The sequence below is a fragment of the Novosphingobium sp. FW305-C-30-35 genome, assembly GCF_058783135.1.
This window is the reverse complement of sequence record NZ_JBYSYJ010000001.1, coordinates 2,530,201-2,551,262: the sequence shown is the minus strand read 5'-3', so window position 1 is coordinate 2,551,262 and position 21,062 is coordinate 2,530,201. Positions and strand designations below refer to the sequence as shown.

25 protein-coding genes are annotated in these 21,062 nt (G+C 63.1%); 19 read left to right on the top strand and 6 right to left on the bottom strand.

What is annotated here, in order from left to right; genetic code table 11:
• Positions 1-10: 10 nt before the first annotated feature.
• From tsaB to AC3WLM_RS12605, 11 genes are all read left to right on the top strand, one after another.
• Positions 11-628, top strand: coding sequence for a tRNA (adenosine(37)-N6)-threonylcarbamoyltransferase complex dimerization subunit type 1 TsaB (gene tsaB / locus AC3WLM_RS12655; protein ID WP_492477535.1), 618 nt, complete (start codon positions 11-13; stop codon positions 626-628).
• A 20-nt stretch (positions 629-648) separates the two neighbouring features.
• Complete coding sequence (locus AC3WLM_RS12650) at positions 649-1,122, top strand: GNAT family N-acetyltransferase (RefSeq protein ID WP_492477534.1); 474 nt, start codon at positions 649-651, stop codon at positions 1,120-1,122.
• Positions 1,123-1,287: 165 nt separating this feature from the next.
• Positions 1,288-1,725: a Ros/MucR family transcriptional regulator gene (locus AC3WLM_RS12645; protein ID WP_039332761.1), complete on the top strand. Its 438-nt coding sequence runs from the start codon at positions 1,288-1,290 to the stop codon at positions 1,723-1,725.
• A 111-nt stretch (positions 1,726-1,836) separates the two neighbouring features.
• Positions 1,837-2,259 carry a Fur family transcriptional regulator gene (locus tag AC3WLM_RS12640; protein WP_039332758.1) on the top strand — a complete coding sequence of 141 codons (423 nt, stop codon included), beginning with the start codon at positions 1,837-1,839 and terminating at the stop codon, positions 2,257-2,259.
• Entirely contained in the window at positions 2,243-3,016 is a 774-nt protein-coding gene (locus AC3WLM_RS12635) for a lysophospholipid acyltransferase family protein (RefSeq protein WP_492477533.1), read from the top strand. Before AC3WLM_RS12640 ends, AC3WLM_RS12635 begins: the two co-directional genes overlap by 17 nt.
• A gap of 34 nt (positions 3,017-3,050) precedes the next feature.
• Entirely contained in the window at positions 3,051-4,376 is a 1,326-nt protein-coding gene (miaB, locus tag AC3WLM_RS12630; protein ID WP_492477532.1) for a tRNA (N6-isopentenyl adenosine(37)-C2)-methylthiotransferase MiaB, read from the top strand.
• Between the two features lie 87 nt (positions 4,377-4,463).
• Positions 4,464-5,486: a PhoH family protein gene (locus AC3WLM_RS12625; RefSeq protein WP_039332754.1), complete on the top strand. Its 1,023-nt coding sequence runs from the start codon at positions 4,464-4,466 to the stop codon at positions 5,484-5,486.
• Positions 5,483-5,986 carry an rRNA maturation RNase YbeY gene (ybeY, locus tag AC3WLM_RS12620; protein ID WP_039332751.1) on the top strand — a complete coding sequence of 168 codons (504 nt, stop codon included), beginning with the start codon at positions 5,483-5,485 and terminating at the stop codon, positions 5,984-5,986. The genes AC3WLM_RS12625 and ybeY overlap by 4 nt, the downstream gene beginning before the upstream one ends.
• A gap of 20 nt (positions 5,987-6,006) precedes the next feature.
• Entirely contained in the window at positions 6,007-6,957 is a 951-nt protein-coding gene (locus tag AC3WLM_RS12615) for a CBS domain-containing protein (RefSeq protein WP_492477531.1), read from the top strand.
• Between the two features lie 9 nt (positions 6,958-6,966).
• Entirely contained in the window at positions 6,967-7,848 is an 882-nt protein-coding gene (locus AC3WLM_RS12610; RefSeq protein ID WP_052242137.1) for a LysR substrate-binding domain-containing protein, read from the top strand.
• The gene (locus tag AC3WLM_RS12605; RefSeq protein WP_492477530.1) at positions 7,845-8,246 is read left to right on the top strand and encodes a hypothetical protein; all 402 of its coding nucleotides are present in this window, start codon (positions 7,845-7,847) and stop codon (positions 8,244-8,246) included. The genes AC3WLM_RS12610 and AC3WLM_RS12605 overlap by 4 nt, the downstream gene beginning before the upstream one ends.
• 216 nt (positions 8,247-8,462) lie before the next feature.
• On the opposite strand, the gene AC3WLM_RS12600 is transcribed toward AC3WLM_RS12605, so the two are convergent.
• Positions 8,463-9,242: an inositol monophosphatase family protein gene (locus tag AC3WLM_RS12600; protein ID WP_039332744.1), complete on the bottom strand. Its 780-nt coding sequence runs from the start codon at positions 9,240-9,242 to the stop codon at positions 8,463-8,465.
• Positions 9,243-9,408: 166 nt separating this feature from the next.
• Here AC3WLM_RS12600 and AC3WLM_RS12595 point away from each other — a divergent pair, with 166 nt between their 5' ends.
• Both AC3WLM_RS12595 and AC3WLM_RS12590 read left to right on the top strand, forming a co-directional pair.
• Positions 9,409-10,350, top strand: a complete 942-nt coding sequence (locus tag AC3WLM_RS12595) for a helix-turn-helix transcriptional regulator (RefSeq protein ID WP_492477529.1) — start codon at positions 9,409-9,411, stop codon at positions 10,348-10,350.
• A gap of 40 nt (positions 10,351-10,390) precedes the next feature.
• On the top strand, positions 10,391-10,729 hold the full coding sequence (locus tag AC3WLM_RS12590; RefSeq protein ID WP_427464193.1) for a hypothetical protein: 339 nt from the start codon (positions 10,391-10,393) through the stop codon (positions 10,727-10,729).
• Positions 10,730-10,741: 12 nt separating this feature from the next.
• Here the strand turns inward: AC3WLM_RS12590 and AC3WLM_RS12585 are convergent, their stop codons facing one another.
• Positions 10,742-11,677, bottom strand: a complete 936-nt coding sequence (locus AC3WLM_RS12585; protein ID WP_039332738.1) for a ribose-phosphate pyrophosphokinase — start codon at positions 11,675-11,677, stop codon at positions 10,742-10,744.
• Between the two features lie 118 nt (positions 11,678-11,795).
• Here AC3WLM_RS12585 and AC3WLM_RS12580 point away from each other — a divergent pair, with 118 nt between their 5' ends.
• From AC3WLM_RS12580 to gltX, 4 genes are all read left to right on the top strand, one after another.
• Positions 11,796-13,466, top strand: coding sequence for an NAD+ synthase (locus AC3WLM_RS12580; protein WP_492477528.1), 1,671 nt, complete (start codon positions 11,796-11,798; stop codon positions 13,464-13,466).
• 53 nt (positions 13,467-13,519) lie between these two features.
• Positions 13,520-13,717 (top strand): hypothetical protein, encoded by a 198-nt coding sequence (locus AC3WLM_RS12575; RefSeq protein WP_039332734.1) that lies wholly within the window; start codon positions 13,520-13,522, stop codon positions 13,715-13,717.
• Between the two features lie 72 nt (positions 13,718-13,789).
• A complete protein-coding gene (locus AC3WLM_RS12570; RefSeq protein WP_492477527.1) occupies positions 13,790-14,218 on the top strand; it encodes a hypothetical protein in 429 nt (142 codons plus the stop codon).
• Between the two features lie 47 nt (positions 14,219-14,265).
• The gene (gene gltX, locus AC3WLM_RS12565; protein WP_492477526.1) at positions 14,266-15,594 is read left to right on the top strand and encodes a glutamate--tRNA ligase; all 1,329 of its coding nucleotides are present in this window, start codon (positions 14,266-14,268) and stop codon (positions 15,592-15,594) included.
• A 168-nt stretch (positions 15,595-15,762) separates the two neighbouring features.
• Here the strand turns inward: gltX and AC3WLM_RS12560 are convergent, their stop codons facing one another.
• The gene (locus AC3WLM_RS12560) at positions 15,763-16,218 is read right to left on the bottom strand and encodes a peptidylprolyl isomerase (RefSeq protein ID WP_039332729.1); all 456 of its coding nucleotides are present in this window, start codon (positions 16,216-16,218) and stop codon (positions 15,763-15,765) included.
• Between the two features lie 110 nt (positions 16,219-16,328).
• Between AC3WLM_RS12560 and mgtE the strand changes: the two genes are divergently transcribed.
• Together mgtE and AC3WLM_RS12550 are read left to right on the top strand one after the other, a co-directional pair.
• Positions 16,329-17,774, top strand: coding sequence for a magnesium transporter (gene mgtE / locus AC3WLM_RS12555; protein WP_039332727.1), 1,446 nt, complete (start codon positions 16,329-16,331; stop codon positions 17,772-17,774).
• 15 nt (positions 17,775-17,789) lie between these two features.
• Positions 17,790-18,197: a DUF1489 domain-containing protein gene (locus tag AC3WLM_RS12550; protein WP_039332725.1), complete on the top strand. Its 408-nt coding sequence runs from the start codon at positions 17,790-17,792 to the stop codon at positions 18,195-18,197.
• Here AC3WLM_RS12550 and AC3WLM_RS12545 read toward each other — a convergent pair.
• From AC3WLM_RS12545 to AC3WLM_RS12535, 3 genes are read right to left on the bottom strand one after another with little or no spacing between them, the layout of a single operon-like run.
• Complete coding sequence (locus tag AC3WLM_RS12545) at positions 18,194-18,886, bottom strand: DsbA family oxidoreductase (RefSeq protein ID WP_039332723.1); 693 nt, start codon at positions 18,884-18,886, stop codon at positions 18,194-18,196. The two genes, AC3WLM_RS12550 and AC3WLM_RS12545, sit on opposite strands and share 4 nt — an antisense overlap.
• A complete protein-coding gene (nudC, locus tag AC3WLM_RS12540) occupies positions 18,883-19,764 on the bottom strand; it encodes an NAD(+) diphosphatase (RefSeq protein ID WP_174544594.1) in 882 nt (293 codons plus the stop codon). Before nudC ends, AC3WLM_RS12545 begins: the two co-directional genes overlap by 4 nt.
• Entirely contained in the window at positions 19,764-21,059 is a 1,296-nt protein-coding gene (locus AC3WLM_RS12535) for a serine hydrolase domain-containing protein (RefSeq protein ID WP_492477525.1), read from the bottom strand. The genes nudC and AC3WLM_RS12535 overlap by 1 nt, the downstream gene beginning before the upstream one ends.
• Positions 21,060-21,062: the final 3 nt, after the last annotated feature.

The window sequence follows — 21,062 nt, the reverse complement described above, 5'->3', positions numbered from 1 at the left end:
TCCGACGGCGATGCGCAAACTCGTGATAGACTGCGCGACAGAAGCTTGTTCAGTCGCGCTGATCGAGGATGGCGTACTTGTGGCTGGTGAATACGCGCTGCTTGGTCGCGGCCATGCTGAACGTCTGGTCCCCATGATTGCTGCCCTTCCCGACAAGGGCATGGCGGATGTGATTGCGATAGACATCGGCCCCGGAAGCTTCACAGGCATTCGCGTCGGCCTTGCTGCAGCACGAGCCCTTGCACTGGCATGGAATGCGCGATTGCAGGGGTATGAAAGCCTCGCGCTGGTTGCAGCGATGGCCCTTTCGGAACGGCCAGGCTCGGCTGTCGACGTCTGCATGACTGGCGGTCACGGCGAGTGGTTTTTCCAACCCTTCGACTCTGACGCAACACCGCTCGCTCCCCTTGCATCGCTCACGCCTGCCCAGGCCAAGTCGAGAAGCACGGCTCTGTTGCTGGCAGGCAACCAGGCTGCAGCACTCGCCGCCGACCGCACTCATGCGGTTGCGATCAGCTTGCATCCCGATGCTCGCTGCGCTGGCCTTTTGGACGAGCGGGCGTTCCATAGAGATCCCAGGCCAAGCTACGGTCGCGCGCCCGATGCCCGCCTTCCTTCGGCAGCATGACCGAAGGGATAGGCTGACCGATGACTCCGCCACCCGATGATATCGACCGGATCATGGCCGTCATGGACCAGTCATTCGCCGCGGAGTACGGTGAGGCCTGGAACCGCAAGCAGGTAAGCGACGCGCTACTGGTCGGCAATTGTCGCTACGGCCTCATTGCACCAGATGGTAGCGAAGACTTGGAATCCGGCGATGAAACTGCCGGTTTTTTCCTGAGTCGTGCGATCATCGACGAGGAAGAACTTCTCCTTTTCGCAATTTCTCCGAATTACCGGCGAAAAGGATTGGGGCACGCACTTTTAGGTCGCTTTATCCTGTCCGCAAAGCAGAACGGGATGCGCCGCGTTTTCCTCGAGATGCGCGATAACAATCCCGCTGGCTTTCTTTATGCCGCGCACGGATTCCGCCAAATTGGATTAAGACCGGCTTATTATCGCACCCCCAGCGGGGCCAGAATTGATGCGATAAGCCAGGAACTTGCACTCGGCAATTGAAACAATACTTAGGATTAACCTAAGTAGCATTGACAGCGTCGTCGATCTGTCGTGAAACCGGTTGTATCCTTGTGGGATGCGACTATAAATGTGATCTGGATCACCAAACCAAGTCGCGAGTCCAGATGCCTCCGCGCAGGACAAACATAGAAAGCCGGTTTTGCCATGAGTGAAATTCAGAACGACATGCGGGAGACGCTGATCACCCTCACTTCGGACATCGTTGCCGCGCATGTGAGCAACAACAGCGTCTCGGTGAACGATCTCCCGGCATTGATTTCAAACGTGTATTCTGCGCTGGCCGGGCTGGAAAAGCCGGTAGTTGCCGAAGAGCCCGCTCCGGAACCTGCCGTTTCGATCCGCGCTTCGGTGAAGAACGATCACATCGTCTGCCTGGAAGATGGCAAGAAGCTGAAGATGCTCAAGCGCCACCTCGCAACGCGCTACAACATGACGCCGGAACAGTATCGCGCCCGCTGGAATCTTCCTGCCGACTATCCGATGGTCGCGCCGGCCTACGCCGAAAAGCGCCGTGAACTTGCCAAGAAGATCGGCCTCGGCCGCAAGCCGGCGCCCAAGCGCGGCCGCAAGACCGCTGCCTGATCCGCGGGCAGATTGGTGGCAATGACTGTGCGCAATACGATTGCGTACAGTTGAAGATTTGGCCCGCCGGTCTATAGATCGGCGGGCCGATCCTTTCATGACGAGTACCCAGTGCATCAGCCGATCGACATCGAAGCTCTCTGCGCCGAACGCGGCCTGCGCATTACCGACCAGCGCAGGACAATCGCGCGCGTTCTTTCGGAGAGCGACGACCATCCGGACGTCGAGAAGCTGCACGAACGCGCCTCGGCCATCGACTCGCGCATTTCGATCGCGACGGTTTACCGCACCGTGCGCCTGTTCGAAGAAGCCGGCATTCTCGACCGGCATGACTTCGGTGATGGCCGCGCCCGTTACGAAGCGACGCCCGAGGCGCATCACGATCACCTGATCGACGTCGAGACCGGGAAGGTCATCGAATTCGTCGATCCCGAACTAGAACAACTCCAGCGCCAGATCGCGGAAAAACTTGGCTACCGCCTGGTCGATCATCGCATGGAGCTTTACGGCGTGAAGCTTGAACGCGACGGCTGACGCTATCCCTCGTCAGGCAATTTCGCTTGTCGGACGCCTGCGCATCGCAGTGCGGCTCGCAGCGATGCTGGTTCTGTTGCTCGTATGCGTACCGCTTTATTACGTCTGGCGAATCCTGCGGCTGCACAATCCCTGGCCACGGGTGTTCCTTGGCGGCATCGCCCGCATCGCCGGCACGCGTGTCGCGATCTCGGGGGAGCCTTCGCGCAAGGGCGCGTTTCTCCTCTCCAATCATGTCAACTGGCTCGACATCCCGGTCATCTCAGGCGCGAGCGGTAGCGCCTTCGTTGCCCACTCAGGGCTTGCCGATGTCGGTCTGCTCAAATGGCTGTGCGAAATGAACGACACGGTGTTCGTCGCCCGTCATGACCGGCGCTCGGTCCATACCCAGGTCGAACAGGTGCGTGCAGCTCTCACCGACACTGGTGCGCTCACCGTGTTTCCGGAAGGCACCACGAGCAACGGCGTCAGCCTGCTGCCATTCAAGTCGTCACTATTGTCCGCGCTGGATCCGCCCCCGCCCGGCATTGCGATACAGCCGGTGTGGCTCGACTACGGGCCGGACGTTGCGGCGATAGCATGGGTGGGGGAGGAACATGGGCTGGACAATTTCCTCAAGATCCTCGCCCGGAGTAAGCCGATCCCGGTGACAGTGCATTTCCTCGCGCCACTCGGACCTGAGGAGACAGCGAACCGCAAGGTAATGGCTACAGCGGCACGCGAACGCATCCTCGCAGCGATGAACGGCGCGCGTTAGACAAACCCTGCCAAATCCACTATCGGCGCGGCCCATGTCTTCAACCGCAACTTCTTCCCCCAAGACGTTCCGCGTCAAGAGCTTCGGCTGCCAGATGAACGTCTATGATGGCGAGCGCATGGCCGAACTCTTGGCAGCAGAAGGGATGTCTGCCGCTGGCGACGGGGATGACGCCGACCTCGTCGTGCTCAATACCTGCCACATCCGCGAGAAAGCGACCGAAAAGGTCTATTCCGATATCGGCCGGCTGCGCCGGGAAGATGGCTCGGCACCCATGATCGCAGTCGCGGGTTGCGTGGCCCAGGCTGAAGGCGAGGAAATCATGACCCGCGCGCCAAGCGTGAAGGTGGTGGTCGGCCCGCAATCGTACCACCGCTTGCCGGAAATGGTTGCCGAGGCCGCTTCCGGAAAGCGCGCCACCGAAACCGACATGCCGGCAGAGGCCAAGTTTGCGGCCTTGCCCAAGCGCCGCAAGTCAGCCCCCACCGCCTTCCTCACCGTGCAGGAAGGCTGCGACAAGTTCTGCACCTACTGCGTCGTGCCCTATACGCGCGGTGCGGAGATCAGCCGCCCGTTTGCCGATCTGATAGAAGAGGCGAAGCTGCTCGTTGCCGGCGGTGCGCGCGAGATCACGCTGCTTGGGCAGAACGTGAATGCGTGGACTGGAGAGGACGACAATGGCCGCAGCATCGGCCTTGACGGGCTGGCGCGCGCCCTAGCAGCTGACCCGGACCTGAAGCGCATCCGCTACACAACCAGCCATCCCAACGACATGACCGATGGCCTGATCGCCGCGCATGCCGAACTTGAGAAGCTGATGCCTTTTCTCCACCTGCCGGTGCAGGCGGGCAGCGATCGTGTGCTCAAGGCGATGAACCGCAGCCACACCGCAGACAGCTACCTCAAGGTGCTCGACCGGATCCGCGCCGCCCGGCCCGACATCGCGCTGTCGGGCGATTTCATCGTCGGTTTCCCGGGGGAGACTGATGCAGAATTCGAGGAAACACTGCGTCTCGTCGACGCCGTCGGCTATGCGCAGGCGTTCAGCTTCAAGTATTCCGCCCGCCCCGGCACCCCGGCTGCGACGATGCCCGACCATGTTCCGGCAGCAGTGATGGACGAGCGCCTTCAGCGCCTGCAAGCGGCGCTCAACCGCGATCAATTGGCTTTCAATCAGGGCAGCGTCGGCAAGACCTGCGAAGTCCTCGTCGAACGCAAGGGCAAGCATCCCGGCCAGTGGCTCGGCAAATCGCCCTGGCTGCAATCCGTGCACTTCGTCGGCGAAGCCGAGATCGGCCAGATGGTTACGGTGAAGCTTGTTGAAGCCGGTCCGAACTCGCTGGCAGGTCAGCTCGTCTAATTGCCCTGTGCAAAGTCTGCGCGCGCGTCTTGTGCGCGCAACTTCCGTTCCTATGCTCTGAATCAGGCCCAAACCTGAAAGGAGCTCATGGCCCGTAAACCCCATCGCGCCGACGAGGCGCATCATCGCCCGGAAACACAGCATCGCCGTGCCCGGGTCGAGGTCGAGTTTGACGAGCAGACCGTGCTTGGCGCCCTGTTCGGCCAATTCGACACCAATCTCGTGCAGATCGAGAATCGGCTGGGAGTTTACATTTCGGCGCGCGGCAACCGCGTGCTGATCGAAGGGCCCGACGACGCTGTCGCCCGAGCGCGCGACGTGCTGAAGGGCATGCATCAGCGGCTGCTGTCGGGGCAGGAACTTGATTCCGGCGCGGTCGAATCGCTGATCGCGATGAGCGTCGAGCCGACACTTGAGGGCATCATCACCGGGGCGCCGGGTGGTGCGCCGCCGATCATGATCCGCACGCGCAAGAAAACCATCATTCCGCGCAGTCCGACGCAGATCGACTACATGAAGGCGTTGATCAGCCACGACGTGATCTTCGCGCTCGGTCCGGCGGGTACCGGCAAGACCTACCTCGCCGTAGCGCAGGCCGTAGCGCAACTGATCTCCGGTTCAGTACAACGCCTGATCCTGTCACGCCCGGCTGTGGAAGCCGGCGAACGCCTCGGCTTCCTGCCCGGCGACATGAAGGAGAAGGTCGACCCCTACCTTCGTCCGCTCTATGACGCGCTGTACGATTGCATGCCGCCCGAACAGGTCGAGCGCCGCATTGCGAGCGGCGAAATCGAGATCGCGCCCATCGCCTTCATGCGCGGGCGCACGCTCGCGGATGCCTTCGTCATCCTCGACGAAGCGCAGAACACCACGCCTGCACAAATGAAGATGTTCCTCACCCGCTTTGGCCAGAACAGCCGCATGGTGATCTGCGGTGACCCCAAGCAGGTCGACTTGCCCGGCGGTGTCGGCGCCAGCGGCCTGAACGACGCGGTACAGCGTCTCGAAGGGGTCGAAGGCATCGCAACGGTGCGCTTCAATACCGCTGACGTGGTGCGCCATCCAATCGTCGGACGCATTGTCGAGGCATATGAAGGGAAGGACGCTTGAGCGCGCCAATCCTTGAAATCGACATCGATCCGGTCTGGGGCGAGGAAACCGATTGGGAGGACCTCGCCAATCGCGCCGCTGAAGCCACGGCGCAGATCGCCGGCGAACTGGCGCACGAGAACCTGCTGGTCAGCCTCGTCATGGCCGATGACGAGGAAGTTCACGCGCTCAACAAGCAGTGGCGCGCCAAGGACAAGCCGACCAATGTCCTGTCCTTCCCGATGTTGAGTCGCGAGGAAGTCCTTCATGCCGCGCGGGATACCGACGCGCCTGGAATGCTCGGCGACCTGATCCTTGCGCACGGGGTGTGCACGCGCGAAGCGGCGGAAAAGGGCGTGTCGGTAGAGGTCCATGCCACCCATCTGGTAGTTCATGGCCTGCTCCATCTTGCCGGCTACGACCACGAACTGGGTGAGGCCGAAGCCGAGGAAATGGAGAATCTGGAGCGGAAGGCGCTTGCGCTGATGGGCATTGCCGACCCATATGCGGTCGAAGACTGAACAAGTGAGGGAATACGACAGTGCCCGAGGGCAATGGCTCCGCCGGCGACAGCCGGTCGGGAGACGGAGACAGTAGCAGTAGTCGCGCCCTGTGGCGCGCGATCAGGGCCTTCTTCAGAGGTCCGGACCACGATCAATCGCTGCGCGCACAGATCGAGGAAGCGATCGACGAGCACGAGGGCGAGGTCCATCAGGATAACAGCAGCAACGGCAACGGCGACCTTGTTCCGCTCGAGCGCCAGATGCTGCGCAACCTGCTTCACTTCAGCGAACACGACGCCGATGACGTAGCCATTCCGCGCGGCGAGATCATCGCCGTGCCAGCCTCGGCGACGTTCGAGGAGATGGTCGCGGCCTTTGCCGAGCACGGCCACAGCCGCCTGCCCGTCTATGGCGAATCGCTCGACGAGATCGTCGGCATGATCCACGTGAAGGACGTTTTCGTCATCATCGCTGGCATGATGCTGTCGAACAAGCAGCCGCCCAAGGACTGGACGAGCCTGATGCGACAGCCTCTGTTCGTGCCGCAGGCCAGGGGCGCACTTGACGTATTGGCCGACATGCGCAGCCGCCGTACGCATCTTGCAGTGGTGATCGACGAGTATTCGGGCACAGATGGCATCATCACCATCGAAGACCTGGTCGAGGAAATCATCGGCGAGATCGAGGACGAACACGACGATGCGCCCGAAGAACTGCTCCGCAGGATCGATCCTGATACCTGGGATGCCGATGCGCGGGCAGAACTGGATGACGTCGCGGAAACCGTCGATCCAAGGCTTGCGGAAGTGGAGGAAGACGTGGATACGCTCGGCGGTCTGGCCGTGGTATTGGCAGGCGAAGTGCCGCCTGTCGGTCGCGTGCTTGAACATGCCAGTGGTTGGCGGCTTGAAGTGACCGGAGGCGATGAACGGCGCCTCACCCGCCTCAGGCTGCATGCGCCACAGGCAGTGCTGGCCGAAGAAGAATAGGACGAAGAGATGATCCGCCGCCTGCCCCCACTGCGTTCGCTCGAGGCGTTCATTCGCGTCGTGCGCGCAGGCTCGGCCAAGACGGCGGCCGCGGAACTTGCGCTAAGTCCTTCGGCCCTGTCGCGTCGTCTCGGCGCGCTTGAGGATTTCATCGGCAAGCCGCTGTTCGAACGCAAGCATCAGGCGCTGAAGCTCACTGAAGAAGGCCAGCAGCTTTACGATGCCGTTGCTCCGCTGATCGACGAGATGGCAGACCGCGTCGATCGCCTGATCGATACCGGCAAGGTCATGCGCCTGCGGCTTGGCGTCCTGCCGCTGTTCGGCAGCCAGCGCCTGTTTCCGCGCCTCGGCGAACTGCGCAAGCTTCATCCGCAGTTGCACATCGATATCGATTCAGGCCACGCCGCCGAGACCAAGCTTGGCGACACCATCGATGCCGCCATCGTCCTTTCGGAAGGGCCAGACGCCTCTCTGCATTCGGTGCGCCTTGATCACAACCGGGTCCACGCGATAACTTCGCGCGAATTGGCCGCCGAGCTTGGCGAGCGTCCCGATATAGCCAAGCTCTCCAAGCAAACCTTCCTTGTACATAATGACCTTCCCGCCAGCTTCGAGGCATGGAAGAAAGCGCTACACCTCGAAAAACTCGAACCGGCCGCGATCGATCACTTCGATTCCGGTCAGCTGATCCTCGAGGCAGCAGCGCAGGGTCTCGGCATCGCGATCATGCACGATGATCATTATCATCGCAGCCATGATTCCCGCCTCGCCCGGCTCTACGACATCGACGTCGACAGTCCCTATTCGTACTGGTTCGTATGCCGCCCGCGGGCGCTGCAATCGCGGCCGGTGCGCCTGTTCCACGACTGGATGCTGAAGGCAGGGCTTTGAGCGCCAGCCGCCGCCGCGCCGTTGCGGTGAAGATCCACTGCCCGATTTCTGCCCTGACACTCACTGCATTGCTCAATGGCGAGGGCGACGCGATCGAACGCGACCCCGCCGCAGCTGCCATGTTGGCCGTGATCCGCGCCGACAATCCCTTGGGTGACTTCAAGCTCTACACTGGCGTTTGCGAGATATCGCCGGGATGGGAAAGCTTCCAGCCCGGGCCGGACGCGAAGCCAACGATGGGAAGTGCGGGCGAGCGCGCCCTCTCGCCGACGGCGATCATCACGACCTACGCCGATGCGGACGCAGACCTCGCGCCCGCACTCGATGCGCTCATGGCTGCGCACCCTTGGGAGATACCGGTCATCGAACTGTCCGAGGTACAGCTACTGGTGCGCTGAAGAACAGCTTTGCCTCTTGTCCGATAGCTGGAGCCCTGCGCTACACGATCCGCTGGACCGATCAGGTGCCGCATCTGACAGACTATTGGATCGAACCATCCGATTGCCTGCCGCTACTGCCGGTCCTGCCCTCAATAGGAGAGCGCTACGAGTTGATGGAACTTTCGCGCTCGCCCGGCAACTCGCGCTGAGGGTCGGACGGGATCATCGGCCAGCTCAGTGCGCGCAAGCCAACGCCTCCACCACGTCCTCCAGCCGTGCCGGATCTCCCAGTGCGATGACGTGACCGTCGGAACCTGCGTGCAAGGGATCGCCATTCCAGTCGGCCATCGTGCCACCGGCACCTTCGACAATTGGCACCAACGCGGCCCAGTCGTGAAGCTTGAGGTTCGCCTCACAGACAACGTCGAGCTGCCCCGTGGCGAGCATGGCGTAGTTGTAGCAATCGCCACCCATCACCATGCGCTTGTGATCGGTTTTCGCAGCAAGGCCCATGAAGTGCCCGCCATCGTGGTCGTCGAAATAATGCGGCCCGGTCGTCGCCAGCGTGGCTTCCGACAGTTCACGACAGATTCGCGTCTGCACCGGTTTGCCGTTAAGCGTAGTCCGCTTGCCCATGGCACCGACCCAGCGCTCCCCGGTGATGGGCTGGTCCAGCACGCCGAGCACCGGAAACCCTTCGACCACCAGCGCGATCAATGTGCCGAAGATCGGACGGCCGGCCAGGAAACCCGCTGTTCCGTCGATCGGATCAAGCACCCAGCTCCGACCCGACGAACCGGCGGTCGAACCGAATTCCTCGCCAATGATGGTGTCGCGCGGCACCTCTGCCGTCAAGATGCGCCGCATGGCCTCTTCAGCCGCACGGTCAGCCAGGGTTACCGGCGTAGCGTCGCCCTTCCGCTCGGCGGCTACTGTGCGGAAGTGCGGGCGAATGGCCTCCGCCGCCGCGTCGGCGAGACGCATGGCAAGGGCGATGTCGTTTTCAAGCTTCATCCCCCGGCTCTGCCTGCTTTCAACCAATACGGTCAACCCGCAAGACCAGAATCGGCATTGGACAAATGTGCCTGCGCAATTTTAAGGAAGGCGTGACAAACCGCACGCATGAAAGGTTTTTGGGGCGCTAGACCTTCATGCACCGATTGTCTTGGGGGCACGCTAGATGAGTCGCAGCAACAGGCCGGGCGTTGATCGCGCGATAGTTTCGCCGATCGCAACGCGCGATGGCCAGCCGATTTCCTACAGCCGGGCCCCGGCTCCCGACCTCGATCGCTGGATTGGAAGGCTCTACGTCACCATCGTCGGGACCCCGCCTGAACATCGCCTAGACTGTGGACTGTTGAGCGATTTCGCGTGCATCCGAATTCAGTTGCGCGGCAAGTGGGAGGCCACCACGGCGGATGGCGTGCGCACTTCCGAGCAAGCGGCAATGCTGTTCGGTCCACATTCTCGTCGGATGCCGATCAGCGTCACCGGCAGCTTCATCAGCATCGGCATCTTCCTGCGACCTGGCGTCTGTCATGCGCTGCGGGGTCCGGACATTGCCACGCTGACAGACAGGCTGGCCACTTTCGCCGATCTGGGGATGCCGGAACAGCGCTGGTTGGACCTGTTCTATCCCGATGCGTCGCCGGAAGACTGGGTCAAGGCCATGGAATGCGAGATGCGCAGCCTGATCGCTGATCGCGCCGTGCGCGAGCCGGATCCGATTTCAGCCCACTTCGAGGCCGCCGCATTTGCCGATCCCACGATCAGCGTTGCACGGCTTGCCGAAAAGCTGGGCGTGACGCAGCGTCGGCTGGAAAGGATAGCTCACCGCGACTTCGGCATGCCACCCAAGCAGGTCTTGCGGCGTGCCCGCGCGCTCGACATGGCGAGTCACCTGCGCGGCGTGGCAGATCAAGAAGAGGCCGAGGCAATTGCCTTGCGCTATTATGACCAGAGCCACCTGATACGCGAATTCACCGCTCTGTTCGGGATGAGCCCGCGCCAGTTCGTCGACCGCCCTCAGCCACTTATGACGTTGGGCCTTGAAACACGGCAGGCCCGCAGGTTGGAGGAAATACGCAGGCTGGAACCCGGCGAGGTCAAGCCCTGGGAGTGACCAGCATTGCGCGCTTCCGCTTCACCACCTAGGCTCAGGCATGGCCAGGGCTGACCGTCTCGAACGTCTCGACAAACGCCGCTCCGAAATGGAAGCGGACTATCGCGCTGCGCTGATCCAAGCGCTTGAAGTGACCGCGGCGGGCAAGTGGGGCCTGTTCGATCACAACGCGGACAAGATAATGCGCGCCGCCACTGCACCGATTATCGACAACCTCACCGAGATTGCCGACGAGATCGCTGAGGCGCGCGAAGCCTTGTTCATGGAGCCGTTCACCCTCCACGACGAGTTCATGGCTTCCCGCGGCAAGCCTCCGGCCAACGCTGTGGGTGAGCCGAAGCAGGCTCGCGCATGGCTGGAGCGCCTGAAAAACGGCTGACTTGCGGCAGGATCAGTCGAACAGGCTGGAAACCGAGCTTTCGTCGGCAATGCGGCGCACGGCCTCGCCGATAAGCGGGGCAATCGTCAGCACGCGGATGCGGTCGGAAGCGGCGGTCGCTTCGGTCGGCATGATCGTGTCGGTGATCACCAGTTCCTTGAGCGCGGAATTGCTGACGCGCGCCACTGCGCCGCCCGAAAGCACGCCGTGGGTAATGTAGGCCGAGACGCCCGCCGCGCCTTCGTCCATCAGTGCCTGCGCTGCGTTGCAGAGCGTACCGCCCGAATCGATGATGTCGTCAATCAGGATGCACATGCGGCCCTTGACGTCGCCGATGATGTTCATGACTTCGGACTGGCCGGGGCGGTCGCGGCGCTTGTCGACGATGGCGAGCGGCGCGTTGTTCAGGCGCTTGGCCAGCGAACGTGCACGGACCACACCACCGACGTCGGGCGACACGACCATCAGTTCCTGCGTACCGTAGCGGGTCTGGATGTCGGCCGCCATCACCGGGGCCGCAAACAGGTTGTCGGTCGGAATGTCGAAGAAGCCCTGGATCTGGCCGGCGTGGAGGTCCACCGCCAGCACGCGATCGGCGCCTGCCTGCGTGATCAGGTTCGCAACGAGCTTGGCCGAGATCGGCGTACGCGGCCCGGGCTTGCGGTCCTGGCGGGCATAGCCGAAGTAGGGGACAACCGCCGTGATGCGCTTTGCCGAAGCACGGCGAAGCGCGTCGATGCAGATCAGCAGTTCCATCAGGTTGTCGTTCGCCGGGTAGGCGGTGGACTGGACGACGAAGACGTCCTCGCCACGGACGTTCTCGTGGATTTCCACGAAAACTTCCTCGTCAGCGAAGCGGCGCACGCTGGCGTCGGTCAGCGGCATTTCGAGATAGGCCGAAATGGCGCGGGCGAGCGGCAGGTTGGAGTTGCCGGCCATGATCTTCATTGCGTGCGATTCCCTCGGATTCGATCCCCAACGCGCCCTTAGCCCATGATGACAGCTTTGCAACTCTTGGCAGCCATGGGCGTTGCCGCCCAGCGAACAGTCCCTTAGGAGTTGGGCCATGGCCGATACGCTTCGCATCACCCTCGCCCAACTCAACCAGTCGGTTGGGGATCTTGCCGCCAATGTCGCGGCCATGCTTGCCGTGCGGGAGAGCAACCCGGATTCGGACCTGATCGTCTATCCGGAACTGATGCTGATCGGCTATCCGCCGGAAGACCTGATCATGAAGCCGGCCCTGATCGAGCGAGCTGCCACCGAACTCGAAAAGCTGGCCAAGGTCACTGCAGATGGCGGCCCCGCCATGCTCGTGGGCTCGGTTTTCGTCCGCGATGGTGACCTCCACAATGGCGTCGCCCTGCTCGAAGGCGGTCGCATCGCAGCCACCCGCTTCAAGTACGAATTGCCCAATTACGGCACGTTTGACGAGAAGCGCTATTTCATGCCCGGCCCCTTGCCGGAGCCCGTGCTGTTCAAGGGCGCGATGCTGGGCTTGCCGATCTGCGAGGATATCTGGCACCCCGACGTCTGCCGCCACCTCGCCGACCTCGGCGCCGAAATGTTCATCTGCATCAACGGCAGCCCTTACGAGATCGACAAGGACGTGCTGCGGATCGACGGCGTGGCCAAGCGCCGCGCCATCGATACCGGCATCCCGCTGGCCTACCTTAACCGCGTCGGCGGGCAGGACGAGATCGTGTTCGATGGGGCGAGCTTCGTCGTCGGCCCCGAAGGCGCGCTGTGGGTGCAGATGCCGGACTGGGAAGAATCCGTCGTCACCACCGTCTGGACCCAGACCGCTGTCGGCTCCGGTTCGCGCTGGCGCTGCGAACCCGGCGTCGATCACGAACTCGCCGAGCATCCCGAAGACATCTACTGCGCCATGGTCATGGCCCTGCGCGACTATGTGAACAAGAACCGCTTCCCCGGCGTTGTCCTTGGGCTGTCTGGCGGCATCGATTCGGCGATCTGCGCGGCCATTGCCGTCGATGCTCTTGGCCCCGATCGCGTGTGGTGCGTCATGCTGCCAAGCCGCTACACTTCGCAGGAGAGCCTCGACGACGCTGCGGGTTGCGCGCAAATGCTCGGCGTCCGGCTCGACACTGTGCCGATCGCTCCGGCTGTCGATGCCTTTGACGGCATGCTCGCCCCGGTGTTCACCGGCAAGCAGCCCGACCTTACCGAAGAGAACATCCAGTCGCGCATTCGTGGCGTGACCCTGATGGCACTGTCGAACAAGTTCGGCCCGATGCTGGTCACCACCGGCAACAAGAGCGAAATGAGCGTCGGCTACGCCACGATCTATGGCGACATGAACGGCGGCTACAACCCGCTGAAGGACGCCTACAAGACCACGGTCTTTGCCGTGTCCGAATGGCGAAACGCGCATCGCCCGAAGATTGGCCTGGGTCCTGATGGCCCGGTCATGCCGCAGCGGATCATCACCAAGCCGCCAAGCGCCGAGTTGCGCCCCGACCAGAAGGATTCGGACTCACTCCCGCCTTACGACGTGCTCGATGCGATCCTGCAGGGGCTGGTGGAGAACGAGAAGAGCGTCGACCAGATCGTGGCCGAAGGGCATGACCGCGCGACCGTCAGCCGCATCGAACGGCTGCTCAACATCGCTGAATACAAGCGCCGCCAGGCCCCTCCTGGCGTGAAGCTGGGCGCGCGCAACTATGGGCGCGACCGGCGTTATCCGATAACCCACGGTTTCCGAACCGGAACCTGACATCCTCCATCCCGTAGTTGTTTTGTCATTCAACTATCTGGGAATATTCACGAATGCGCAAAAGCTCCCGCCTCAAGGGAAGCGGCTATCTGGTGTCGAGCGTCAGCGTCGTTCTGCTCGGCGTGCCCGCGCTCAAGTCCGCCCAAGACGAGCCACTGATGCTTGCTTTCATGCTTGCCGGCATGCTGCTGTCAATCGTCGGCATGGCCCTTCGCTGGCGATCCCACCGCGTAGCGGCGACTAGGGAGTAGTTGCGAACGATTCGCATTGACCTGAGCCAAGCTCATGTTAACTTGCGAATCGTTCGCAAGAAAGGATGTGCAATGCCTGCAGGCCAGTCCTCCACCCGCTACTCCGCCCTGATCGACAGCATGGCCCGCCCACAGGACGTGCGCGGCCTGTCGCTGAAGGGCCTGCACGTGACCATGGCGATGCGACTGTGTGCACTGTTTGAAGCCTCTGGCCGCAATCCCGTGCCCGACCTTGCCCAGCGCTACCGCTCCATCGAAGCGGCCGGCGCCGTCCACGGGCTCGTGCAGACGATCAAGCAGGTCTGGCCCGAACCGTTCCTGGTCAACCGCCCCTGTTGTCTTGCCATGACGCCGGACGAGACCACCCTTGCAGCCCTCGCCCGCGCCGCCGTCTCGGGCAAGCGCGAAGCCTTCTCGGAAAGCATCGCGGGCTTTGTCCGCGCTGACCGCCACGAAGCGCTCTACAACGCGACGATCCATGCCGTGGCGCTGATACCCTAGAGTCCCCGGCCTTCCCCTTGCAGCAGCGGCGCGCTAGGGCAGCGCGCATGACCACGGTAACCCGCTTCGCCCCTTCGCCCACCGGCAAGCTTCATGTCGGCAACGTCCGCACTGCGCTCCACAACTGGCTTCTGGCGAAGAAGACCGGCGGCCGATTCCTGCTGCGCATCGACGATACCGATGCCGAGCGCAGCCGCGAGGAGCATGTCGATTCCATCCGTGCCGACCTTGCCTGGCTCGGCCTGACCTACGACGGCGAGGAGCGCCAGTCGCTGCGCACCGAGCTCTACGAGCGCGAGTTCCAGCGTCTGGTCGACGCGGGCCGCATCTACCGTTGCTACGAGACTGCACAGGAACTGGACCTCAAGCGCAAGATTCTGCTCGGCCGCGGCCTGCCACCGATTTACGATCGCGCCGCGCTCAAGCTGACCGAGGCTGACCACGCCGCAAAAGCCGCTGCGGGCGAAACCCCTCACTGGCGCTTCCTGCTCGATCACGAACAGCCGATTACCTGGGAAGACGGTATTCGCGGCCCCCAGAACTTTGATCCGCGCCAGATGTCCGACCCAGTGATCCGCCGCGCTGACGGCTCCTGGCTCTACATGCTCCCCTCGGCAATCGACGACATTGCCATGGGCATTACCGATGTGCTGCGCGGCGAAGATCACGTCTCGAACACCGCCACGCAGCTTCAGATGTTTACCGCTCTTGGTGCCCGGCCTCCCCGGTTTGCCCATGAAGCGCTGCTGACCGGAAGCGAGGGCAAGCTGTCCAAGCGCCTCGGCGCATTGGGGATGGCCGATTTCCGCGAACAGGGGATCGAACCGGAGGCAATTGTCGCCTTGCTCGCCCGCCTTGGCACGTCCGATCCGGTCGATCCGTCACTCGATGCTGCTGCACTGGCTGAGAACTTCGACCTGTCCCGCTTCGGCCGCGCACCGGCCCGCTTCGACGAAGCCGACCTCCACCGCGTGAACGCCCAGATCGTTCACCGCCTGCCATACGCCCGCGTTGCCCATCTTCTGCCCGAAGGCATGGGCCAAACTGCTTGGGATGCCATCCGCCCCAATCTCGCCCATATCGACGAGGCGAAGGACTGGTGGCAGGTCGTGACCGGACCGGTGACCGTGCCTGCGTTCGACGAGGAAACCCGCGCCTACTTGGCGCAAGCCGCCAAGGTTGCCATCACACTCGACTGGTCTGCCGAGCCGTGGCGCGCATTGACCAGCGCCCTCAAGGACAGCACCGGCCGCAAGGGCAAGTCCCTGTTCCTGCCGCTGCGTCAAGCGCTGACGGGCCATGACCACGGACCCGAAATGGCCGCCCTCCTGCCGCTGATCGCGCAGGACGAGGCAGTGCGGCGGCTGAAGTTTTAATTTCCAACCCGCTCGTCCTGAGCCTGTCGAAGGACGCTGGCATTGCGCCGGATGCTTCGACAAGCTCAGCATGAGCGGGCTCAAGTCAATCATTGACAAGCTCGGCGCCAATGAAAAAGGGGCGGCAGCCGTCAGGCCCCGCCCCTCTTTTCTTGACCAGCAGTCCAATCAGGCAGCGACGACCTTCGCTTCCTTGATCACGCCCGGGTTCGCCGGCGGCTCACCCTTGGGCAGCGCGTCGATCAGGTCCATGCCGCTCTCGACCTGGCCCCACACGGTGTACTGCTTGTCGAGGAAGCGTGCATCGTCAAAGCAGATGAAGAACTGGCTGTTCGCCGAATGCGGATAGCTCGTGCGAGCCATCGAGCACACGCCGCGGACGTGAGGTTCATCGTTGAATTCGGCCTTGAGGTCTGGCTTGCTCGAACCGCCCATGCCGGTGCCCTGCGGGCAGCCGCCCTGCGCCATGAAGCCCGGAATCACGCGGTGGAACTTCACGCCGTTGTAGAAGCCCTCGTTCGCCAGTTCCTTGATGCGCTCGACGTGGCCGGGGGCCAGATCGGGACGCAGCTTGATCACGACATCGCCGGAATCGAGCGTGAGGACCAGTTTTTCGTCAGCCATTAGTCGCAATCCTTGCTTGTTTGCGCGCCGATATAAGGCTTCCGAAAATAAAGTCACGCATAGGTCTGCCGACTGGTTGCAATTGCCGCATCAGCCGGTAACCCGCCCCTATGGAGCGCGACGACGACATCATCGACAGCCTGCTCCCCGACGTGGACGATGCGCCCGCGCCGGCCGAACCCTCGCGCAATTCCGAAAGCCTTGACGAGGAGGACAATACCCTTCGTCCCAGCTTCGTCCGCCGCGTCGCCGAGGCACTCGAAGCCGGTGACGACGAGACCGTCTACAATCTTGTCGAACCGCTCCACCCGGCCGATATCGCCGACCTTTTCGAGCTGATCGACCAGGATGACCGCGTCAAGCTGGCCCGGGCGATCAACGACCTCATGGGCGGCGAGGTTCTTGCCGAGCTCAACGATCACGTCCGCGAACTGCTGGTCGAAGAGCTCGAGCCCGAGGAAGTCGCCGACCTAGCCGAGCAGATGGAGACGGACGACGCCGTCGCCCTGATCGAGGACCTCGACGAGGAAGACCAGCAGGCCGTCCTGGCCGAGATGGAACCGGAAGATCGCGCCGCGATCGAATCCGCGCTGTCCTATCCGGAAGAAACCGCCGGCCGCCTGATGAGCCGCGATCTTATCGCGGTGCCCGAGGCGATGACCGTCGGTGACCTGATCGACTACCTGCGCCGCGACGACGAACTGCCCACCGAATTCTGGGAAGTGTTCATCGTCGACCACAAGCATCATCCGGTCGGCACCTGCAGCCTTTCATGGATCCTGCGCGCGCCGCGGAGCGTTCCGCTGGCCGACGTGATGAAGCGCGACCAGACGCTGATCCCGGTCTCGATGGATCAGGAAGAAGTCGCGCTGCGCTTCCAGAAATACGCGCTGATTTCAGCCGCGGTGGTGGACGAAAGCGGCCGCCTCGTCGGCCAGATCACCGTCGACGATATCGTCCACATCATTCAGGAAGAGGCGAGCGAGGACATCCTGCGCCTGTCCGGTGCCGGCGATGGCGACATCAACGAGCCGATCCTGCTCACCGTTCGCACCCGGCTGACCTGGCTGGTGGTCAACCTTGGCACGGCGCTGGTTGCCGCCTCGGTCGTCGGCATGTTCCAGGGCGCCATCGCCCGCTTTGCCTTGCTCGCAGTGCTGATGCCGATCGTGTCGGGAATGGGCGGCAATGCCGGAACGCAGACACTGGCCGTGGTCGTGCGCGCAATTGCCACCAATCAGCTGACCAGTTCGAACACGATCCGCATGATCCTGCGCGAGTTGCGAATCGCGGCCACCAACGGCGCGGCGCTGGGTATCCTGATCGGGCTGGGCACGGGTCTCCTGTTTGCCAACCCGCTGCTCGGTGCCGTCATCGGCTCGGCCATGGTCATCAACAACCTTGTGGCCGGCCTTGCCGGTATTCTTGTTCCGGTCACGCTTGATCGGCTCAAGGTGGATCCGGCTGTCTCTTCGGCCGTATTCGTGACCATGGCGACCGATGTCATGGGCTTCTTCTCGTTCCTCGGCCTCGCCGTGCTGAGCGGCCTTGCCTGATCCGGAAGAAGTTTCATGCCCCTGCACATGACCAAGGTGGCCTACGGCGCCCAATCACTGGCCGAGATCCACGAATGGTTCTCGGACACCGGCCGTCGCGGTGGCGCGAAAGTTGCCTATCTCACCACGCGCAACCGCCCGAAGCGCGCCGAGGAAATGATCGGCGGCTCGCTTTACTGGATCCACAAGCATCAGCTTGTCGCGCGATCGGAGATCGTCGGTTTCGAGGAAGCCGAAGGCGGCCGCACCAACATTGTCGTCAGCACCCGCCTGATCGATGTCCACCCCAAGCCCCGCCGCGCGCATCAGGGCTGGCGCTATCTCGAAGAAGCAGATGCCCCGGCCGATCTGGGTGACGGAGAAGCGGGCGAAGTCCTGCCCGCCCAGATTGCTTCGGAACTCGCCAAGCTTGGATTGGTCTAGGCTTTCCCGGCCGCTTCGCGAGCCAGGACCTTGCGGATCAGGTCGCTGTAGACTTCAGGCTCCTGCGCGCCGGGCACAATCAACTTGCCGTTGATTACCACCGCCGGCACGCCTGTGACGTTCCAGTCCCAAGCCTGCCGCTCCTCGGCGGTGACGATCGCATCGATCTGCGGGTCGATCATCGCCTGCAGCGCGTTAAGCCGTGGCAGGCCGACGCTCTCTGCAACCTCGGCCAGCACTTCCGGGTCAGACACGTTGCGCCGCGCCTGAAAGTGCGCGTCGAACAGCGCGCGTTTGAGCGCCTGCTGACGCTCCGGCCCGAAAGCACGCAGGGCCCAAGTCAGTAGCCGGTGCGCCATCCGCGTGTTCCACATCATCGCGGGTGGAGCATCACCTTCGCCGGTGTAATCGAACGAATAGCCTGCGCGCTCGGCGGCCTGCCGCAAGGTTTCGCGCACGCCTGCCGACTGCTCTGCCGTGCGGCCATACTTGCGCTGGATATGCGCGGCTTGCTCCTCGCCTTCCTCGGGCATGTCGGGGTTGAGCTCGAACGGATGGAAGCGCACGGTCGCATCCACTTCGCCGTCCATGCTGGCCAGCGCCTTGTCGAGCTGCTTCAGCCCGATCACGCACCACGGGCACATCACGTCCGACCAGATGTCGAGCGTGACATTTGCAGGCGCGCTCATTGCGACAACCACCACTTTAGCAGGTGATGCGCCACGGCGAACGGCGGCGGCGCAATGAAAGCGCCGTCCTCGGCACCACTCATCGCATAACGGACTTCCTCGCGGGTGAACCACCGCGCGTCATCGAGTTCGGTCGCGTCGATGGTGATTTCCCGCTGCGTGGTGAAGGCGTGGCAAGCAATCATCAACGACGAAGGGAATGGCCAGGGCTGGCTCGCCACATAGCGCACCTCATCTACCTTCACCCCTGCCTCTTCCTGCACCTCGCGGCGAACCGCGTCCTCAAGGCCCTCCCCCGGCTCGACGAAACCCGCCAGCGCCGAATAGCGCCGGGGCGGAAAGCGTGGCTGACGGCCGAGCAGCAGTTCGCCCTCGCACTCGACCGTCATGATTGTCACCGGATCGACACGCGGAAAGTGTTCGCTCTTGCATGCCTCGTTGCTGCAGGTACGTTGCCAGCCGCCCTTGGCCAGCCTCGTCGCCGATCCGCAGCGAGCGCAGAAGCGGTGCCGCGCATGCCAGTCGACCAGGCTGCGCGCTCCGCCATAGATCGAAAGGTCGCCCGTGGAGAGTGATCCCATCGCCGCCCACAACCGTGGATTGGGCGGCGCAACGCTTCCGACGATCGCCGGCGTCACCTGTGCAAAACAGCCGCGTCCATCTTCGCTCAGACCAAGGAACACCAGTTCCGCCTCTGGATCGGCATCGGCCAGCGTGCCCCAATCCAGCCCGCCGTCGGGCGCGATCACCGGATCGATCCCTTCCAGCCGCAGCAGCCGCGCGCGCCAGTTCATCAGGCTGCCCAGCTTGTCCGCATCGCCACGAATGTGATCGGCGCGGTCGAGTCCGCCGCCAGCAAATGCAATCGTCGTGTCCATCAGGCTGCGGCCTTCTTCCCCGTTACGTCGGCCAGCACGGCCTTCGCGAATTCCCTGTGCACCGGATAGGCATCTGACGGCATGTATTGAGTATAGACTCCCGCCCGCAGCCCGACCCGGTAATTGACGAAGCCCACAGTGCCTGCCGCCCCGGCCCAGCCATAGGTCCCGGCATCCTCGCCCAGCCCCACCGAACCGCCGGCGCCAAAGCCGTTGCCCTTGATAAAGGCCTGCGACAGGTCTGTGCCTGCCGGCAGGAGATTGCTGGTGCCGAGGCGCACGGCAGCCTCGCTCATCACCTGCCTGCCATCGATCCGCCCGAAGCCCAGCAGCATCCGCAGGAACCGGTCATAGTCGCGAGGGCTTGAAACCAGCCCTGCCCCGCCGAACGGATAGGGCGGCTGATCGAGATAGATCGAAGCCTTGGCCGGATCGATCGGCAGCAAGGCACCCCCAACCGCAGCGTAGTTCGTGGTCAGCCGCCCCACTTCGCTCTCGGGCACACGGAACCAGGTCGAGGTCATGCCACAAGGGGCGAACAGCCGCTCGGCCAGAAACACGTCGAACGGCTTGCCCGATGCCACTTCGATCACCCGCCCCATCAGGTCGAGCGCAACCGAATAGCTCCACACCGTACCCGGCTCGTAGACCAGCGGCATCGTTGCCAGGACATCGGCGAACTCGGCAAGGCTGCCCAGTGGCTTGGGCGCATCCATGCCCGGAAGCCGCATGCGGCTGGCCTGCCCCGGCACAAGCCCCGCGTTGATGTATGCGTCCTTGATCGGGCCCTTCTGGATGATCGAATAGCCAAGCCCCGCGGTGTGCGTCAGCAGGTGCCGAACCGTGATCTGTGACCTTGCCGGGCGCAGATCGGTCATCGAACCGTCAGGCGTGACCTGAACCTGCATCTTGCCGAAGGCAGGCAGCAGATCGGCAATCGGTTGGTCGAGCCGGAGCTTGCCTTCATCCACCAGCATCATCGCCGCCATTCCGGTAATCGGCTTGGTCATCGAATAGATGCGGAACAGGCTGTCCATCTCGATAGCTGGCGCCATCCCCTTGGCCAAAGTGCCGCGGGCGATGTCCATCGGCGCCTCGCTTGCCCCCCAGCCCAGCGCCGCGATCATGCCGGGCAGCTTGCCCGACGAGACATAGCCATCGAGCATTCCCGCAACCGTCGGAAAGCGCGCTTCCGCCGCAGCGCTTGCCCACGCCATGCGCGGCAAGGCCATGCTTCCGGCGACCAACCCGAGCGACCCGATGAACCCGCGCCGCGAAACCGAAATCTGCTGCATTGC

What these genes read in the sequence shown, in the direction of transcription:
- AC3WLM_RS12560 (WP_039332729.1), bottom strand. Translation starts at nt 16,218, where the DNA reads ATGGCTGACGAAAAACTGGTCCTCACGCTCGATTCCGGCGATGTCGTG.
- AC3WLM_RS12645 (WP_039332761.1), top strand. Translation starts at nt 1,288, where the DNA reads ATGAGTGAAATTCAGAACGACATGCGGGAGACGCTGATCACCCTCACT.
- tsaB (WP_492477535.1), top strand. Translation starts at nt 11, where the DNA reads ATGCGCAAACTCGTGATAGACTGCGCGACAGAAGCTTGTTCAGTCGCG.
- AC3WLM_RS12575 (WP_039332734.1), top strand. Translation starts at nt 13,520, where the DNA reads ATGCGCAAAAGCTCCCGCCTCAAGGGAAGCGGCTATCTGGTGTCGAGC.
- AC3WLM_RS12535 (WP_492477525.1), bottom strand. Translation starts at nt 21,059, where the DNA reads ATGCAGCAGATTTCGGTTTCGCGGCGCGGGTTCATCGGGTCGCTCGGG.
- AC3WLM_RS12545 (WP_039332723.1), bottom strand. Translation starts at nt 18,886, where the DNA reads ATGAGCGCGCCTGCAAATGTCACGCTCGACATCTGGTCGGACGTGATG.
- miaB (WP_492477532.1), top strand. Translation starts at nt 3,051, where the DNA reads ATGTCTTCAACCGCAACTTCTTCCCCCAAGACGTTCCGCGTCAAGAGC.
- AC3WLM_RS12600 (WP_039332744.1), bottom strand. Translation starts at nt 9,242, where the DNA reads ATGAAGCTTGAAAACGACATCGCCCTTGCCATGCGTCTCGCCGACGCG.
- AC3WLM_RS12585 (WP_039332738.1), bottom strand. Translation starts at nt 11,677, where the DNA reads ATGAAGATCATGGCCGGCAACTCCAACCTGCCGCTCGCCCGCGCCATT.
- nudC (WP_174544594.1), bottom strand. Translation starts at nt 19,764, where the DNA reads ATGGACACGACGATTGCATTTGCTGGCGGCGGACTCGACCGCGCCGAT.
- AC3WLM_RS12610 (WP_052242137.1), top strand. Translation starts at nt 6,967, where the DNA reads ATGATCCGCCGCCTGCCCCCACTGCGTTCGCTCGAGGCGTTCATTCGC.
- AC3WLM_RS12625 (WP_039332754.1), top strand. Translation starts at nt 4,464, where the DNA reads ATGGCCCGTAAACCCCATCGCGCCGACGAGGCGCATCATCGCCCGGAA.
- AC3WLM_RS12570 (WP_492477527.1), top strand. Translation starts at nt 13,790, where the DNA reads ATGCCTGCAGGCCAGTCCTCCACCCGCTACTCCGCCCTGATCGACAGC.
- AC3WLM_RS12580 (WP_492477528.1), top strand. Translation starts at nt 11,796, where the DNA reads ATGGCCGATACGCTTCGCATCACCCTCGCCCAACTCAACCAGTCGGTT.
- AC3WLM_RS12550 (WP_039332725.1), top strand. Translation starts at nt 17,790, where the DNA reads ATGCCCCTGCACATGACCAAGGTGGCCTACGGCGCCCAATCACTGGCC.
- AC3WLM_RS12590 (WP_427464193.1), top strand. Translation starts at nt 10,391, where the DNA reads ATGGCCAGGGCTGACCGTCTCGAACGTCTCGACAAACGCCGCTCCGAA.
- AC3WLM_RS12650 (WP_492477534.1), top strand. Translation starts at nt 649, where the DNA reads ATGACTCCGCCACCCGATGATATCGACCGGATCATGGCCGTCATGGAC.
- AC3WLM_RS12595 (WP_492477529.1), top strand. Translation starts at nt 9,409, where the DNA reads ATGAGTCGCAGCAACAGGCCGGGCGTTGATCGCGCGATAGTTTCGCCG.
- mgtE (WP_039332727.1), top strand. Translation starts at nt 16,329, where the DNA reads ATGGAGCGCGACGACGACATCATCGACAGCCTGCTCCCCGACGTGGAC.
- gltX (WP_492477526.1), top strand. Translation starts at nt 14,266, where the DNA reads ATGACCACGGTAACCCGCTTCGCCCCTTCGCCCACCGGCAAGCTTCAT.